This is a genomic window from Pseudophaeobacter sp. A-200-2 (assembly GCF_041008815.1).
In the GTDB taxonomy this organism is placed as follows: Bacteria; Pseudomonadota; Alphaproteobacteria; order Rhodobacterales; family Rhodobacteraceae; genus Phycobacter; species Phycobacter gallaeciensis_A.
The window spans coordinates 303,355-319,322 of sequence record NZ_JAXGFU010000001.1 but is presented as its reverse complement, the minus strand read 5'-3'; the positions used below and the strand labels follow the sequence as shown (position 1 = coordinate 319,322).

Below are 15,968 nucleotides of genomic sequence, written 5' to 3'. Positions count from 1 at the left end.
GACTTACCCAAGGGTTAAGAGGCGGGATCAGCCTGCAGCGTCGGTCAAACGGGCCAATGTTTCCTCACGGCCCAAAATCAGCATCATATCGAACACCGAAGGCGTTACCGCCCGGCCTGCCAAGGCCGCTCTCAGCGGGCCGGCCAGCTTGCCGAACTTGGTATCCTGTGCTTCCGCGAATTGGTTGAGAAGCGCCTCCAGATCGTCACGCGTCCAGCTAGCACTTTGCAACTGCGGCGTCAATTCATTCAGTATACTATCGGATACAGATGCCAGCGCCTTGGCCGCCTTTGCATCCGGTTCGATGGGGCGTGCCGTCAGGATAAAATGCGCTTTCTCAAGAAGTTCAGGGAAAGTCTTGGCGCGATCTTTCAGGCAGTACATGGCCCGTTCAAGATCAGTTGACTGAACGTCAGTCAGGGCAGGCTCACCGGCTGCGGCAAGATAGGCTTCGATCTCCTGCCGCAGTGCAGCGTCATCGCTAACGGCGATATGCTGCCCGCAGAGGCTTTCCAGCTTTTTGGTATCGAACCGGGCCGGGCTTTTGCCGATTCCATCCAGATCGAACCATTCGCGTGCTTGCGCGTCGGTGAAGAACTCATCGTCGCCATGGCTCCAGCCGAGACGGGCCAGATAGTTGCGCATGCCAGCCGCGGGATACCCCATGGCCTGATACTCCTGCGCGCCAAGGGCGCCGTGGCGTTTCGACAGTTTCTTGCCGTCGGGGCCATGGATCAGCGGGATGTGCGCCCAGACCGGAATGTCCCAGCCCATCGCCTCGTAGATCATCATCTGACGGGCGGCGTTGTTGAGATGGTCGTCGCCCCGGATCACATGGGTGACGCCCATGTCATAATCGTCCACGACCACGGCCAGCATATAAACAGGCGTGCCATCGGACCGCAGCAGAATCATGTCGTCCAACTGGTCGTTGCGGATCGAGACATCGCCCTGCACCTGATCGCGAATGACCGATGTGCCCTCCTGCGGGGCCTTGATGCGCACCACGTAAGGCGCATCCGGATGAGTGGAGGCATCGGCATCGCGCCAGGGCGAGCGGTAGAGCGTCGATTTTCCCTCGGCCCGGGCCGCATCGCGGAAGGCGGCGATTTCTTCCTGGGTGGCAAAGCATTTGTAGGCCTTGCCTTCGGCCAGCAGCTGATGCGCGACCTCGGCGTGACGGTCGGCGCGCTCGAACTGGCTGATCACCTCTCCGTCGTGATCCAGGCCCAGCCAGTCCAGCCCCTGCAGGATGGCGGCGGTGGCTTCCGGGGTGGAACGCTCCCGGTCTGTATCTTCGATTCTGAGCAGGAATTTACCGCCGCGTCCGCGCGCATACAGCCAGTTGAACAGCGCGGTGCGGGCGCCGCCGATATGCAGAAAGCCGGTGGGCGAGGGGGCGAAACGGGTGACGACCGGTTTGGACATGGAGGTGATTTACCTTTTGGAAACCATAAGAGGAGTAGCGTTTCTGCCTGTCTACCCACCCGAAGGGTCAGGAGCAAGCATGCGTATGATGCCTATCCTGGACCAGCTGCTACAGGTTCAAAGGGGACATTTACTGGCCTGGGTGCCGGTGTTTCTGGGGCTTGGAATAGGGGTCTTTTTTGCGCTCCCGGTCGAGCCGGAGGCGGTGGCCTATCTTTGCGCTCTGGTTCTTGGTGGAGTGTGTGCTGGTTTCTCTTTGCGGGGCAGCGCCAGCGGATTGCTGGCACGGGCGGTTCTTCTTTGTGTTCTTGGGTTCATGGTTGCGGGGTGGCGGACCCATTCTGTGGCGGCTCCAGTACTCGGCTTTCGCTACTACGGCCCTGTGGAGGGGCGCGTCGCCACTATCGATCGCTCCGCGCGCGATATGCTGCGTCTTACGCTGGATCAGGTGCGGCTGAAGCAGGTATCTCCGAGTAGAACGCCTGCGCGGGTGCGTGTCTCGGTGCCGGTGGATAGCGGGTTGCCCGGTCCCGGTGCAAGGGTGGCTACCACCGCACATCTGATGCCGCCGCAGGGCCCAGCAGAGCCGGGCGGTTTCGACTTCCGGCGCCATGCCTGGTTTTTGCAACTGGGCGCGAATGGCTACACCCGCGTTGCCGTGCTGACTCTTGATCCCGGCCCGCCGGGGCCAACTCTGGCCGGGCTGCGGCGGGACCTGTCTTTGGCGCTGCGGCAGCGGCTGCCCGGTGAGACCGGCGCCATCGCCGCCGCCATCACCACCGGCGACCGCAGCGGTGTCAGTCAGTCAACGTTGCAGGATTTGCGAGCCAGCAATCTGGCGCATTTGCTGGCCATTTCCGGTCTTCATATGGGGCTGGTGGCCGGATTTGTCTTTGCGTCTTTACGGTTTGCCTTGTGCATGGTGCCGCCCATCGCACTGCGACTGAACGTGAAGAAACTGTCAGCGGCTGCGGCCTTGCTGGCGGCGGGCGGATACTTGGCGCTGTCCGGGGGGAATGTCGCGACCGAGCGAGCCTTTATCATGGTGGCGGTGATGTTTGTCGCGGTGCTGCTGGACCGGCGGGCGATATCCTTGCGCGCGGTTGCCATTGCTGCGGTTCTGGTTCTGTTGCGGCGCCCGGAGACGCTGCTCAGCCCGGGCTTCCAGATGAGCTTTGCTGCCACGGCCGCGCTGGTGGGGGTGTTTGGGGTGATCCGGGATGGCGGTCTTACCCTCGGGCCAAAATGGCTGCGCCCTGTGGCCGCCTTGGTCTTGTCATCGCTGGTTGCAGGGCTGGCCACGGCGCCCTTTGGCGCGGCTCATTTCAACACCCTGTCGCACTATGGGCTGCTGGCCAACCTGCTGGCAGTGCCGGTGATGGGCCTTGTTGTGGTGCCCGCCGCAGTTCTGTCCTTTTGCCTGCTGCCCCTCGGTTTGGAGGGCTTCGGCCTGGCGGTGATGGGGGCGGGCATTGACTGGATCCTGACCGTCGCCCGCGCGGTTGCGGAGCTGCCGGGAGCAGAGGGCACGGTGATGCAGCCGGGGCAGTGGGTGTTGCCGTTGCTTTCGGTTGGCGGGGTGTTCCTATTGATCTGGCAGGGGCGTTTGCGCCTTCTCGGGGTGATGCCGATTGCTCTGGCCTTCGCGCTTTGGTCGCAAGACACGCGGCCGCTGGCGTTGATTTCATCGAATGGCGGCTTGGTCGGGGTAATGGGGCCAGAGGGCCGGGCCTTGTCCCGCAGCAAGGGGCAGGGCTTTGCGGCGCGGGTCTGGCTGGAAAATGACGGAGATCCCGTCAGACAGGTCATTGCCGCAAACCGCTGGCGGTCTCAGGGCAACGACCCGAGCCTTCGCCGCGCCAGGGTTGGTCCCTACAGTCTGGTGCATGCGGTAGGCAGCAGGGCTGCGGAGCGTTTGACCTCATGTGCCGAGAGGGAGATTCTAGTGTCGACGGTCGATCTGAAGCCGGAGGGCGGCTGCATCATTTTGGGGCTACAGCAATTGCGGCGCATGGGCAGTATTGCGATCGATCAGCAAGGCAAATTGACCACGGCGAGGGACCTGTCAGGGCAGCGCATCTGGACCCGCTAGGGCCATTGACCGCGATTGGTACGGCTCATCCGAACCGGGCCGGTGTCCGCCGCATACAACAACTGGCCGACACTCCGCCCACCAAACAGCGGTGCGGGCGGTCAGTAGCTGCGGATCAAGCCAACCAGCCGCCCCTGCACCTCGACCTGATCGGAGGGGTAGGCGCGGGTTTCATAAGCCGGGTTGGCGGCCTCCAGTTCAATCGCGCCGTTGCGGCGATAGATCTTTTTCAGCGTGGCTTCATGCCCTTGAACCAAGGCGACCACGATGTCGCCATCGTCCGCCGTGTCGGTTTCGCGGATCACCACGATATCGCCGTTGTTGATCCCGGCGTCGATCATCGAGTCGCCGCGCACCTCAAGGGCGTAGTGGCTACCGGATGAGGTCAGCATCGAACTGGGCACAGTCACCTTGCTGGCCATCTGGCTGATTGCCTCGATCGGCACACCTGCAGCGATGCGCCCCATGACGGGCAAGTCCATTGCGGAGCCAATCGCTCGGTCGGTGTTGGCCGCAGCCGGTCCCGCATCTGCACTGGCGGAGCGATCCGTGCCCGTTTCGGTGGATCCGCCGCTGATACTGTCAGGGAGACGCAGGATTTCGATGGCGCGGGCACGGTGGGCCAGGCGGCGGATGAAACCGCGTTCTTCCAAAGCAGTGATCAGGCGGTGGATGCCGGATTTCGACCGCAAATCCAGTGCGATCTTCATTTCATCAAAGCTGGGCGGGACACCGTCCTTTTGCAGACGCGTGTGAATGAATTCCAACAAATCCAATTGCTTCTTGGTCAGCATGTCCGCCCCTCTGCGCCCTGTGACGCTTTGCCATGTTTCCCTTTGTTCTAGTCATGTTCCCGTTTTGTGTCAACGGACCCCATGCGAATTTCCCGGTGGCGTTGTGGCGACGCACCGAACGGCCGGGGTATCACAGTGGGCAAGGGGCATGTGGCGCGCGGGCATACCGCAGGAGCGGTCAACCTGAGAGACGGTTGGGCTTCGGCAGCCGTCCCGGCGCCGGAAACATCAGATCAAGCGCAGATAGGACATTGTTTCGCCGATCTCGCGGGGCGGATCATGCGGCGGGCGGATCAACAGGGCGTCGGCCTCTGCCAGTACCGTCAGCAGCGCACTGTCCTGCCGCTCGAACGCGCGGATCTGCCCGTCATCCGTCAGGGTGGCGCGCATGTAATGTTCTCTCGGACCGTTCTGTCCCAGCGGTGCCGCCAGCGGCGCGGATAGAATAACCTCTTGCAAGGGCGGCAGCCCCAGCATCGCCCGCACCATCGGTGCCAGGAAGATATGGCCGCAGACCATGGCCGACACTGGATTACCTGGCAGTCCGGCCATGGCAGAGGTGCCAAGGCGGCCAGCCATCAGCGGTTTGCCGGGGCGCATCGCCACCTTGTAGAAACTCCGCTCCATGCCAAGGTCGGCGGCAACCTCGCCAACCAGATCATGATCGCCAACCGAGGCGCCACCAATGGTGACGATCAGATCAGCGCCCTCGGCCAGCGAAAAGGCGGTGCGCAGAGAGCTGTGGGTGTCCCGCGCGATGGGCAGGATCCGCACATTGGCGCCTGCCGCCTCCAGCATGGCCTTCAGTCCGAAGGTGTTGGAGGCAATGATCTGGTCCGGGCCCGGAGTGCTGCCGGGCATCACCAACTCGTCCCCGGTGGAGATCAGGGCGATGTCGGGTTTGCGGGCAACGGGGACCTCGGCAATATTCATCGCAGCGAGGAGGGCGATGTCAGATGGTGTTAGCAGCCGCGGCGCCGAGATGGTCTGGCCGTTTTTGAAATCACCACCGCGCGGGCGAACGTTGGGATTGTCGCCGGGTGCGTCGGTGATGGTGATCAGGGTACCTTTTGCGGTGACGTCTTCCTGAATGACGACGAAATCGGCTCCGTCGGGGATCGGTGCGCCGGTGAAGATACGCACCGCTTGACCCGCGCCGACGGTGCCGTCAAATCCGTGGCCGGCGGCGGCTTCGCCGATCACCTTGAACATGGCGTGAAGTTCGACCTCGGCAGATTTTACCGCGTACCCGTCCATCGCCGATGCGGCAAAGGGCGGTTGATCCCGGCGGGCGGCGACGTCGTCGGCCAGAACCCGGCCCGCAGCCTCAGCGAGAGGGAACAGTTCGGTTCCAAGCGGGGAAACCAGCTCCAGAAGATGCGCGCGTGCCTCGCTGACTGAGATCATTTAAGCCTCGTACCGTCCTGATTTTCCGCCATCTTTTAGCGTAACGCGGATGCCACCGATTTCCATCGCCTTGTCCACGGCCTTGGCCATGTCATAGACGGTGAGCGCCGCAGTCGACACCGCGGTCAGGGCTTCCATCTCGACCCCGGTCTGGCCGGTGGTCTTGACGGTGCCTTCGATGCGCACGCCCGGAAGATCGGGGTCCAGGGTCAGCTCAACCGCGACCTTGGTCACCGGCAGCGGATGGCAGAGCGGGATCAGCTCTGGCGTTTTCTTGGCGCCCATGATCCCGGCCAGCCGGGCCACGCTCAGCACATCGCCCTTTTTTGCGCGGCCTTCGGAAATAATATCAAAGGTTTCCCGGGCCATGGTGATGTGGCCTTCGGCGGTGGCGATACGCGCGGTCACTGCCTTGTCCGAGACATCGACCATATGGGCGTCGCCCTTGCCGTCAAAATGCGTCAGCGGCATCACATCGCTCCCGGTGTCAGGGGATTGGCGAGCAGGTGGCGGGTTGCAGAGGCCACGTCCTCCTGGCGCATCAGGGATTCCCCGATAAGGAAGCTGCGGGCGCCATAGCGGGCCATGTCCGACAGGTCCTGCGGGGTGAACAAGCCGCTTTCGCAGACGATGGTGCGATCTGCCGGAACCATGCGCGACAGTTCCCGCGTGGTGTCCAGAGTGGTCTCGAAGGTCTTGAGATTGCGGTTGTTTATTCCCATCAGGGGCGATTTAAGCGCGCAGGCGCGCTCCAGTTCCTCGGCATCATGCACCTCGAGAAGTACATCCATGCCCCATTCGGTGGCGCAGTCTTCCAGCTCGGCCGCCTGCGCGTCACTGACAGAGGCAAGGATGATCAGGATGCAATCGGCGCCAAGCGCGCGTGCCTCGGCCACCTGATAGGTGTCATACATGAAATCCTTGCGCAGCGCGGGCAGGCTGCAGGCGTCACGCGCCTCGGTCAAAAAGGATTTGGCGCCCTGAAAGCTGGGCGTATCGGTCAGTACGGACAGGCAGGTGGCGCCGCCCTGTTCATAAGCCTCTGCCAGCGCCACGGGGTCGAAATCCTCGCGGATCAATCCCTTGGAGGGGCTGGCTTTCTTGATTTCCGCGATCAGGCCGTATCCTTCGCGGCTGGCCCCGAGCAGCGCATTTGCAAACCCGCGCACCGGAGACGCGTTGCGAGCCATGGATTCAACCTCGGTTAGCGGAACGGCGGCCTTGTCGGCGGCGACTTCCTCCAGCTTGTAGGCCTTGATCTTGTCGAGCACGTTTTCTGTCATCGCGTTGCCTCCAGTCAGCTGGCCCAGTCGATGGGCGCTTCGCCGCGCGCGCGCAGCCATGTGTTTATTGCCGAAAACGGCCGGGATCCGAAGAAGCCGCGCCGCGCCGAAAGCGGCGAGGGATGCGCGGTCTTCAGGATCAGGTGATCGCTCGGATTCAGGTGTTTTTCAAGCCTTTGTGCCTGTTTTCCCCAAAACACATAGGCCGTGGGGCGCTGCGATGTGCGCTGCAGCACCTCTTCGATCAGGGATAGCCATCCCAGATCCTTGTGCCCGTTCGCGTCCCCCGCCGGTACGCTGAGCGCGGTATTGAGAAGCAGCACCCCTTGCCGCGCCCAGCTGCGCAGGTCACCGGTGGCGGGTGTGGCACCAATATCGCTCTGCAACTCCTTGAAAATATTGCCAAGGGATCGGGGCAGGGGCGCGACATCCGGTTCCACGGAAAAGGCCAACCCATGGGCGTGGCCGGGGGTCGGATAGGGATCCTGCCCCAGAATGACCACACGGGTGTCTGCAGGTTGGGTCAGCTCCAGCGCAGCAAAACGCTGCGCGGCGGGTGGCAGAACCGGCTGCGTCTCTGTCTTCAGCGCAGCCTCGATTGTGGGCCAGTCACGCTGAAAAAACGGCAGGTCGGACCAGGCGCCAAGACCACCCGGCAAGGGCATCAGTTGCCCCCGGAGGTGATCCGCGCAACGGTTGCGATCTTGTCCCGTGCAGCGCCGCTGTCGATGCTGTGGGCCGCCTTGGCGACGCCTTCGCGCAGGTCTTCGGCGTCTCCGGCGACCACCAGCGCGGCGGCGCTGTTGAGCAGGACGGCATCGCGATAGGCCGAAGGCTGCCCGTCCAGCAGTGCCCGGAAGGCAATCGCGTTCTCTTCCGGCGTGCCGCCGATGATATCGTCGAACGGGTGGACCGGCAGGCCCGCGTCCTCCGGGTGCAGTTCCACATCGCGGATGCTGCCGTCTTCTTCGAGCGCGGAGACCCAGCTGACGCCGGTAATGGTCAGCTCGTCGGTCCCGTCCGAGCCATGCACCAGCCAGGCCCGTTCAGAGCCAAGCTGCCCCAAGGTTTCCGCCATGGGACGGATCAGATCGCGGGAGAAAGCCCCGGTCAGCTGGCGTTTGACGCCCGCAGGGTTGGTGAGCGGGCCGAGGATGTTGAAGATCGTCCGGGTGCCAAGCTCCTGCCGGGTGGGCATGACATGGGCGATCGCAGGGTGGTGCATGGGGGCCATCATGAAGCCAATTCCGGCCTCTTTCAGTGACTTTTCAACCACTTCTGCGCCGACCATAACCTGAATACCCATCTGCCCCAGCGCATCTGCCGCTCCGGATTTTGAGCTGAGGTTGCGGTTGCCGTGTTTGGCGACAACCGTGCCTGCACCAGCGACCACGAATGCGGTCGCGGTCGAGATATTGAGCGTGCCCTTGCCGTCACCGCCAGTGCCGACGATATCGATAGCGCCCTTAGGCGCCTTCACCGGGTTGCATTTCGACCGCATCACGGCGGCAGCAGCAGCATATTCATCAACGGTTTCGCCGCGGGTGCGCAGGGCCATCAGCAGCCCGCCCATCTGGCTGGGGGTCGCTTCGCCTTCGAACAGCAGGGTAAAGGCCTGTTCTGCCTCGGCCCGTGTCAGCGGGCGGTCGGCTGCGGCGTCGATCAGCGGCTTCATCTGGTCGCTCATGCGGGCACCTTCATTTCATTCAGGAAGTTCTTCAGCAGGGTATGGCCGTGCTCGGAGGCAATGGATTCCGGGTGGAATTGCACCCCGTGGATCGGCAGCTCCCGGTGTTGCAGCCCCATGATGGTGCCGTCTTCGAGCTCTGCTGTGATCTCAAGGCAGTCGGGCAGGCTGTCGCGATCCACCACCAGCGAATGATAGCGCGTCGCCTGGAACGGAGAGGGCACCCCGGCAAAGACGCCTTTGCCCTGATGATGCACTGCGCCCATCTTGCCATGCACGATTTCGTGGCAGCGCACGACCTTGCCGCCAAAGGCCTGTCCGATGGTTTGGTGGCCAAGGCAGACGCCCAGCAGCGGAATACCGGCCTCTGCCGCAGCAAGGGTCAGCGGTAGGCAGATCCCGGCCTGATCCGGATCGCATGGGCCCGGGCTCAGCAGGATCCCGGCGGGGCGCAGGGCCAGAGCGGCCTCGACATCCAGCGCGTCGTTGCGGCGCACTTCCATCGAAGCCCCCAACTCGCCCAGATAATGCACAAGGTTGTAGGTAAAGGAATCGTAGTTGTCGATCAGCAGCAACATCTTGGCAGGCTCTTTTATGGGTGGCGGGCAGGGCTTGCGCCGCAGTATAGTTGTTGCGACATACATGTTCAGGCTTGCAAGGCAGCGTCAAGAGCGCGGCGCGTTTTTGAAGGCTCGGCGGGGCTGTGGCGACAGGGTGTCGCCCTCGCTGGTCCTGACGGCCAAGCCGGACACAAGGATAAAGGGCGAGCGGGCATGCGTGGCTTTCTGGGAGGCGTGAGTATCGGAGCTTTGGTGGCGGTGTGCGGCGCTGCCATGTGGTCGTTGTCGACGCCGCTGCCGCGGCAGGTCGACGTCAGCGCCACGGGACCGGAAAAGGCCACTTTGCCTCAATCGGGCGCGCTGGCGCCCATAGAGACGCCGCAACCCGATGCCGATCTGGTCGAGGCCGCGCCGGTAGCACCTGAAACGGCACCTGCGGATGACCTCAATGACCTGACCTCTCTGGATACCGAACCGGCTGCCCGTCCCGAAGTCGGACCTGCGGGCGATGTGCGCGGCTCTGGCGAGGCTGATCTGCCGGATGTGCCAGAGGCCCCGTCCGAGGCGGAAACAGCGGCTGGCAGGGCTGAGCCTGCAATGTTGCCCGAAACAGCAGAGAGCGACGACGGTGTCGAGGTGTCCATGACCCCGGCGCCGACACCCGAGGCGCCGGACACCACGGCAGAGGTGGGGCAGAACCCGACCGACAGCCCGGCGCCTGGCACCGCGCCTGAAATGACGGCGCCGCAGGGCGCGCCCGAGACGGTTCAGCTGGAGCAAGGCGCTGCGGTGCCGGTGCCGCAATTGGGCAGCGCCCCGGATCCGACCGCGCCTCCGGTGATTGCCTTCTCCACCCCCGAACCCGCGCCTGAGCAGCCTGAGGTCGTCGAGGCGGAGCCGGAAGAAGACATGCCGCCCGCCGAGGAGGCCGAGACGGAAGATGCGCCGGAAAATGGTCGGATCGCCGCGCTGCCAACCGCAGACGGAAGTCGCGCGTCGCAATCGCCGCAGATCGGAACCCGCGTGGTGCCGCTGACCGAACGCGACAGCGAGGAGACCGCTGCGGCGGGCGCTGAAACCACGCAGCAGCCGTTTGATGCCTATTCCGAACCCTTCGCTGGCAGCGATGGGCGGCCCTTGATGTCGATTGTCCTCATCGATGATGAGACATCCGTCGGCGCTGAGGCGCTGGTCGATTTTCCCTATCCGCTGAGCTTTGCTATCGATCCCGAAGATCCCAGGGCGCCTGAGAAAATGGCCGCGCGCCGGGCCGCGGGCTTTGAGGTGCTGATCCTGTCGGATCTGCCGCGCGAAGCCATGCCGCAGGACGCGGAGACTGCGATGGAGGTCTGGCTGGACCGGGTGCCGCAGGCGCTGGGAATTCTGGAGGGCGTGGAGACAGGCGTGCAGGGCAACAGGCCGCTGGCGGAGCAGGTGTCTGACGTGGCGCGGACCGGGGGATACGGGCTGGTGCTGCAGAACAGCGGCCTTAATACCGTGCAGAAACTGGCGCTGCGCGACGGCGTGCCGTCCGGCGTGGTGTTCCGGGATTTCGATGGCGCCGGTCAGAACCCGCGTGCCATTCGCCGGTTTCTGGATCAGGCGGCCTTCCGGGCCGGTCAGGAAGGCGCAGTGATCATGCTGGGGCGATTGCAGCCAGATACGATTTCAGCACTGTTGCTGTGGGGGCTGCAGGACCGGGCCAGCCGGGTGGCGCTGGCGCCGGTTTCGGCTAGTCTGCGCGCCAATTTGGCTGCAACGGCAGAATAACCGGAGATAGACACGCACGGGGCAGAGCCCAGGGGCACGGGGTTGCTTATGCTTGCCCGCGCCCCGGAGCGCTTTGATGTTATCAGCTGTTGCGGCTGCCGGTAAAACGCGCGGCATCCGCAGCAGCACGGCGGATCGCGTTCGATTTATGCACGGTTTCCTGATACTCGGCCTCGGGATCGCTGTCATAGACCACGCCGCCACCGGCCTGAATATAGAGCGTCTGATCTTGCACGATGGCCGTGCGCAGGGCGATACACATATCCATGTCGCCCCCGGCCGAGAAATAGCCGACACCGCCGCCGTATACGCCGCGTTTTTCTGGCTCCAACTCGTCGATGATTTCCATCGCGCGCACCTTTGGCGCGCCGGACACCGTGCCCGCCGGCATGCCCGCAAAAAACGCATCCAGCGCGTCCTTGTCCTCGTCCAGCTCACCCACCACGTTCGATACGATATGCATCACGTGGCTGTAGCGTTCGATGATGAACTTTTCCGTCGGGCGCACAGTGCCGATCTTTGACACGCGGCCCGTATCGTTGCGGCCCAGATCCAGCAGCATTAGGTGTTCTGCCAGCTCTTTCTTGTCGGCCAGAAGATCGGCCTCCAGCGCCTTGTCCTCTTCCGGTGTTGCGCCGCGCGGGCGGGTGCCTGCGATGGGGCGGATGGTGACCTCTTTGCCAAAGACACGGACCAGAATTTCGGGGCTGGCGCCAATCACCTGAAAGCCACCGAAGTTGAAATAGAACATGAAGGGCGACGGGTTGGTTCGCCGCAAAGAGCGGTAAAGCGTGAACGGCGGCAGCGGGAAGTCCTGCTTCCAGCGCTGCGCGGGCACCACCTGAAAGATGTCGCCGGCCCGGATGTATTCCTTGGCCTTTTCCACCGCTTCCATATAGCCGGATTTGCTGAAGTTGCTGACCGGCGGGGCCACCTCGTGCGCATCGCCGAGATCGCGGGTCTCTGCGGGCATGGCGCGCTCCAGATCGCGCACCGCGTCCATCACCCGTTCTGCGGCCTGCGCATAAGCGGCCTTGGCCGATTTCCCGTCTCCGGTCCAGGCCGGGGAGACCACGGTCACCTCGCCTTTGACGCCGTCCAGAACCGCGACCACCGAAGGGCGCATCATCACCGCGTCGGGCAGGCCAAGGGGGTCGGGATTGACGTCCGGCAGATGTTCGATCAGCCGGACCATGTCATAGCCAAGATAGCCGAACAGCCCGGCCGCGGCCTGCGGCAGGTCGTCGGGCAGGTCGATGCGGCTTTCGGCGAGAAGCGCGCGCAGGTTGTCCAGCGGCGCGCCCGTCTGCGCTTCAAAACCCTCGGGATCAAAGCGGGCCGAGCGGTTGATTTCGGATGTCGTGCCGCGGCAGCGCCAGACCAGATCGGGTTTCATGCCGATGATCGAGTAACGGCCGCGCACCTCGCCACCGGTCACCGATTCCAGCATGAAGGCGTCCTTCTGGGCGCCCGTCAGCTTGAGCATCAGCGACACGGGCGTGTCGAGGTCAGCCGCCAGCCGAGTATAGACCAGCTGGTTCTCTCCCGCCTCATAGGCGGCGGCGAAAGTGTCGAAATCCGGGGTCAGAGCCATCGTCAGGTGCCTTGATTGATCTATGCGCGCTTATTGGAAATTGGCCTGAACCGCGTTCAGGGCCTGTTGGTCAACACGCGGTGCGGCGCGCAGCTGTGCGTCCTGCGCGAAGGCTTCGAACAGCGCCTGCGACAATGCCTGATCCAGCTGGGTCTGCATCGCGTTGGCCAGCATCTGCATTTCCTCGCTGGTGTCCTCTGCAGGCAGAACCTCGTCCAAACGCAGCACCACGGTGGAGCCTTCACCGGACACGGTGCGCAGCTCGCCTGGGTTCATTTCGAAGACCTCGATCATCATCTCGACCGGGGTGGTGTCGATATAGGCGGTGCGGGTTTGCGCCGTCTCGGTCTGCACGTCGTAGCCTTCGGGGAAGGCTCCGTCTGCCTCGGTCTGTTTCAGCAGATCCTGTGCCAGGTTGTTTACGGCCTCTGCTGTCCGGTTTTCGTTCCAGGCGGCAAGTACCTTGTCCCGAGCGTCTTCGAAGGGCTCGGGGCGCGGGGGCAGGACTTCGTCGAGCCGCAGAGCAAAGAGGCTACCATCCTCAAGGAAGGCGACCGAGGGGAAATCATCAACCGTCACGGCCTCTGCGGCCTCGCGGAAGCCGTCATATGCGGCGATGCCTTCGGCGTTGAGCCCGGTCCAGCCGAGGGTGCCAAGCTGCATGTCGGTCTGATCCGGCAGTTCTTCCAGCGTGACGCCGCCAGCCAGCATGTCCTCGATGGATTCGGCCTGCTGCTCAATCACCCGACGTGCGCGGTCTGCGGCCAGTTCGGCGCGGAGCTCGGCTTCGGCCTCTTCAAAGCTGGTTTCCCGGGCTTCGAGGCGGCCGTTCACCCGGTAGAGCGCGGGGCCAAGATCCGACGGCAGCGGGCCGACAACATCGCCGACCTCTGCAGCAAAGACTTCGGTGCCTGCATCCGCGAGGTCAGCTTCGGTCACATCGCCCATGTCCACGTCCGACAGGGCCAGACCGCGATCCTGCACCAGGACCTCAAAAGTCGTGCCGCCCACGTCCAGCTGGGCCTTGGCGCTGGCGGCGTTGTCGCTGTCAGCAAAGACAAGGCGTTCCACCAGACGGCGTTCGGGAACCAGATATTGCTCAGCGCGGTCCTCATAAAGGCCACGCAGTGCGTCCTGATCGACCTCAACGGTGTCCAGCAGCATGTCGGGGCTGAGATGCGCGTAGGTCAGGGATTTGGTTTCCGGCAGGGTGAAATCCGCGATGTTCTCGTCATAGAAAGCGCGCAGCGCAGTGTCATCGGGCATCTCCTGCGTCAGCAGCACATCGTCGGATGACAGTTGCACGTAGGAAAAGCTGCGGCGTTCGCCGATATAGGACACCAGCGTATCGCTCATCACTTCGGGCATCTTGGTGCCGGACATGATGGCGCCTTGCACCAGCGTGCGCGAGGCTTCGCGGCGAAGATCGTCTTCGAACTCGGCTTCGGTGAAACCGGCGTTGTCGAGGGTGAAGCGGTAGGTCTCGCGGTCGAACTGGCCGCTGGCATCCTGGAAAGAGGAAACCTTGGTCAGTTCGGACAAGAGGTTTTCATCCCCGATGGAGATGCCCAGCTTACTGACCTCATTGTCGATGGCAGCGAGGGTGATCAGCCGCCCGAGCACAACCTGATCCAAACCCATTGCGGTCAGCTGCGACATCGGCATTGCCTGACCGGTCTGGGCCTGCATGGCGCGTTGTTCGCGCTGCAACTCGCGCACATAGGCGTCGACGGTGACTTCTTCGTCGCCCACCAAGGCAACCGCGCTCATCGAGCCGGTGAAATTGACCGCACCAAAACCGGCAAGGCCGACGATCAGCATCCCCATCAGGATCCAAACAAAGGTTCTGGAAAGATTTTTCATGCCTGCGGCCATTGTGCCCTCATTCGTACCTGTTGCCCGCTCCCTTTGCGCCGGATGGGCGCTGCGGGCAGGGTGCCTGTGTCATAATCGTGTTCTGCATACGCTGCCGCCCGTACAGGAGCAAGATCTTGTGCCGGGCTTGTTGGTTTCGGGTGTCGCAGCGTAGCGTTAGGGGTGAAACGCGCAAAGCCGGTCGAACAGGGAGACGATCCCGGCCCGGTCGACATTGGCAAAGGCGATGCGGAATTGCTTGCTGCCTGCCGGATCGCCTTCGGGCATGAACATCATGCCCGGCAGCATCAGGACCGACGCGTCCTGCACCAGCTTTTTGGCCAGTTCGGACGAGGCTTCCTCGAACGGGTGTTCCACATAAGCGAAATAGGCACCGCAGCCCAACAACTTCCATCCCTTCTCGGCAAGGCGGGGGAATTCCTCTTCGATCGCCGCCTTGCGGTCCAGAATCTCCAGCCGTTCCCCGGCGAGCCAGGACTGGAGGTTTTCAAGTCCCCAATGCGCGCCGATCTGTCCAAGCTGTGCAGGACAGATCGTTATCGTATCGAGAAACTTCTCCATTTCGAACAATTTCTCTGTAGAACTCGCAATCGCTCCAACCCGGTGACCGGTCAGCCGATAGGCCTTGGAGAAGGAGTACAGATGGATCAGTGTCTCGTCCCAATTCGGGGTCTGGAACAGGTCGTGCGGCGCCCCTTCGCGACTGTCAAAGTCGCGGTAGGTTTCATCCAGAATCAGTGCCAGCCCATGTTTGCGGGCCAGGTCAAAGAAGGCCTGCACGAGGCCCGACGGGTATTCGGCGCCAGTGGGATTGTTGGGGGTGACAAGCGTGATGGCCCGCGTCTTGGGTGTGATCAACTGGGCCGCGGCCTGCGGATCCGGCATCATATCAGCACCTACCGGCAGCGGAACCGCTTTGACGCCTGCCATATCGAGGCACATTTTGTGATTGAAATACCAAGGCACCGGGATGATCACCTCGTCCCCTTCGCCGCAAAGGGCGGCGATGGCAGCGGCAAAGGCCTGATTGCAGCCAGAGGTAATACCGACCTGCGCTGCGCCAACGGTGCCGTCATAATGCTCCGAGATCTGTGCTGCCAGTGCTGCACGCAGCTCGCTGCGGCCCAAAACGGCGCCATATAGATGCGCGTCGGTTTCATTCAGGGCCGCATCGGCGATGGCCTGCCGCAAGCCCGTGGGCGGCGGATCTGCCGGGGCGGCCTGACTGACGTTGATCAGGGGGCGCGACGGCGGAAAAGTGACCCCTTCGGTCCAGCGCCGGGACTCGACGATCGGAGAACAAAAGGTCGCTTCGGTGCGGGAGATATGCATGCAGTCATCCTATTGTCGCAAGGCCCTGCCAGGGCAGGCGTATTCGGGCCTTATCTGTGGCACGCCCTCGCGGCAGGCTCAAGAAAAAGCGCGCCTCCAACAGGGGCGCGCATTCATGGTGTTTTGAAAATCGGCTGCGGTCCGTC

The 15,968-nt window shown here is 63.2% G+C and carries 13 protein-coding genes; 2 read left to right on the top strand and 11 right to left on the bottom strand.

The genetic code is table 11. The features are described from left to right. Positions 1–27: 27 nt before the first annotated feature. Positions 28–1,428 carry a glutamate--tRNA ligase gene (gltX, locus tag SM766_RS01450; protein WP_368946659.1) on the bottom strand — a complete coding sequence of 467 codons (1,401 nt, stop codon included), beginning with the start codon at positions 1,426–1,428 and terminating at the stop codon, positions 28–30. Positions 1,429–1,507: 79 nt separating this feature from the next. On the opposite strand from gltX, the gene SM766_RS01445 reads away from it, so the two are divergent. Next, on the top strand, positions 1,508–3,520 hold the full coding sequence (locus SM766_RS01445) for a ComEC/Rec2 family competence protein (protein WP_368946658.1): 2,013 nt from the start codon (positions 1,508–1,510) through the stop codon (positions 3,518–3,520). A 101-nt stretch (positions 3,521–3,621) separates the two neighbouring features. Here the strand turns inward: SM766_RS01445 and lexA are convergent, their stop codons facing one another. From lexA to SM766_RS01410, 7 genes are all read right to left on the bottom strand, one after another. Beyond that, positions 3,622–4,314 carry a transcriptional repressor LexA gene (gene lexA, locus SM766_RS01440; protein WP_274828025.1) on the bottom strand — a complete coding sequence of 231 codons (693 nt, stop codon included), beginning with the start codon at positions 4,312–4,314 and terminating at the stop codon, positions 3,622–3,624. A 228-nt stretch (positions 4,315–4,542) separates the two neighbouring features. After that, positions 4,543–5,721 (bottom strand): molybdopterin molybdotransferase MoeA, encoded by a 1,179-nt coding sequence (locus SM766_RS01435; RefSeq protein WP_368946657.1) that lies wholly within the window; start codon positions 5,719–5,721, stop codon positions 4,543–4,545. Then, positions 5,722–6,192: a cyclic pyranopterin monophosphate synthase MoaC gene (gene moaC / locus SM766_RS01430; RefSeq protein ID WP_065270156.1), complete on the bottom strand. Its 471-nt coding sequence runs from the start codon at positions 6,190–6,192 to the stop codon at positions 5,722–5,724. Continuing rightward, positions 6,192–7,004 (bottom strand): indole-3-glycerol phosphate synthase TrpC, encoded by an 813-nt coding sequence (gene trpC / locus SM766_RS01425; protein ID WP_368946656.1) that lies wholly within the window; start codon positions 7,002–7,004, stop codon positions 6,192–6,194. The genes moaC and trpC overlap by 1 nt, the downstream gene beginning before the upstream one ends. Before the next feature lie 14 nt (positions 7,005–7,018). Then, positions 7,019–7,669 carry a uracil-DNA glycosylase gene (locus tag SM766_RS01420; protein ID WP_368946655.1) on the bottom strand — a complete coding sequence of 217 codons (651 nt, stop codon included), beginning with the start codon at positions 7,667–7,669 and terminating at the stop codon, positions 7,019–7,021. Continuing rightward, the gene (gene trpD, locus SM766_RS01415; protein WP_368946654.1) at positions 7,669–8,691 is read right to left on the bottom strand and encodes an anthranilate phosphoribosyltransferase; all 1,023 of its coding nucleotides are present in this window, start codon (positions 8,689–8,691) and stop codon (positions 7,669–7,671) included. Before trpD ends, SM766_RS01420 begins: the two co-directional genes overlap by 1 nt. Continuing rightward, on the bottom strand, positions 8,688–9,269 hold the full coding sequence (locus SM766_RS01410; RefSeq protein WP_065270159.1) for an anthranilate synthase component II: 582 nt from the start codon (positions 9,267–9,269) through the stop codon (positions 8,688–8,690). The genes trpD and SM766_RS01410 overlap by 4 nt, the downstream gene beginning before the upstream one ends. Before the next feature lie 195 nt (positions 9,270–9,464). On the opposite strand from SM766_RS01410, the gene SM766_RS01405 reads away from it, so the two are divergent. Beyond that, positions 9,465–11,021, top strand: coding sequence for a divergent polysaccharide deacetylase family protein (locus SM766_RS01405; RefSeq protein ID WP_368946653.1), 1,557 nt, complete (start codon positions 9,465–9,467; stop codon positions 11,019–11,021). A gap of 82 nt (positions 11,022–11,103) precedes the next feature. Here SM766_RS01405 and trpE read toward each other — a convergent pair whose 3' ends face one another. The 3 genes from trpE to SM766_RS01390 form a co-directional block, all read right to left on the bottom strand. Then, positions 11,104–12,615 carry an anthranilate synthase component I gene (gene trpE, locus SM766_RS01400; RefSeq protein WP_368946652.1) on the bottom strand — a complete coding sequence of 504 codons (1,512 nt, stop codon included), beginning with the start codon at positions 12,613–12,615 and terminating at the stop codon, positions 11,104–11,106. 30 nt (positions 12,616–12,645) lie between these two features. After that, positions 12,646–14,490 (bottom strand): peptidylprolyl isomerase, encoded by a 1,845-nt coding sequence (locus tag SM766_RS01395; protein ID WP_368946651.1) that lies wholly within the window; start codon positions 14,488–14,490, stop codon positions 12,646–12,648. Between the two features lie 156 nt (positions 14,491–14,646). Further along, positions 14,647–15,822: an aminotransferase gene (locus SM766_RS01390; RefSeq protein ID WP_368946650.1), complete on the bottom strand. Its 1,176-nt coding sequence runs from the start codon at positions 15,820–15,822 to the stop codon at positions 14,647–14,649. Positions 15,823–15,968: the final 146 nt, after the last annotated feature.

Bases quoted from the DNA above. Each gene is read 5' to 3' on its own strand.
- lexA (WP_274828025.1), bottom strand. From the start codon at position 4,314: ATGCTGACCAAGAAGCAATTGGATTTGTTGGAATTCATTCACACGCGT.
- SM766_RS01435 (WP_368946657.1), bottom strand. From the start codon at position 5,721: ATGATCTCAGTCAGCGAGGCACGCGCGCATCTTCTGGAGCTGGTTTCC.
- SM766_RS01405 (WP_368946653.1), top strand. From the start codon at position 9,465: ATGCGTGGCTTTCTGGGAGGCGTGAGTATCGGAGCTTTGGTGGCGGTG.
- gltX (WP_368946659.1), bottom strand. From the start codon at position 1,428: ATGTCCAAACCGGTCGTCACCCGTTTCGCCCCCTCGCCCACCGGCTTT.
- moaC (WP_065270156.1), bottom strand. From the start codon at position 6,192: ATGCCGCTGACGCATTTTGACGGCAAGGGCGACGCCCATATGGTCGAT.
- SM766_RS01395 (WP_368946651.1), bottom strand. From the start codon at position 14,490: ATGGCCGCAGGCATGAAAAATCTTTCCAGAACCTTTGTTTGGATCCTG.
- SM766_RS01410 (WP_065270159.1), bottom strand. From the start codon at position 9,269: ATGTTGCTGCTGATCGACAACTACGATTCCTTTACCTACAACCTTGTG.
- SM766_RS01445 (WP_368946658.1), top strand. From the start codon at position 1,508: ATGCGTATGATGCCTATCCTGGACCAGCTGCTACAGGTTCAAAGGGGA.
- trpC (WP_368946656.1), bottom strand. From the start codon at position 7,004: ATGACAGAAAACGTGCTCGACAAGATCAAGGCCTACAAGCTGGAGGAA.
- SM766_RS01420 (WP_368946655.1), bottom strand. From the start codon at position 7,669: ATGCCCTTGCCGGGTGGTCTTGGCGCCTGGTCCGACCTGCCGTTTTTT.
- trpD (WP_368946654.1), bottom strand. From the start codon at position 8,691: ATGAGCGACCAGATGAAGCCGCTGATCGACGCCGCAGCCGACCGCCCG.
- SM766_RS01390 (WP_368946650.1), bottom strand. From the start codon at position 15,822: ATGCATATCTCCCGCACCGAAGCGACCTTTTGTTCTCCGATCGTCGAG.
- trpE (WP_368946652.1), bottom strand. From the start codon at position 12,615: ATGGCTCTGACCCCGGATTTCGACACTTTCGCCGCCGCCTATGAGGCG.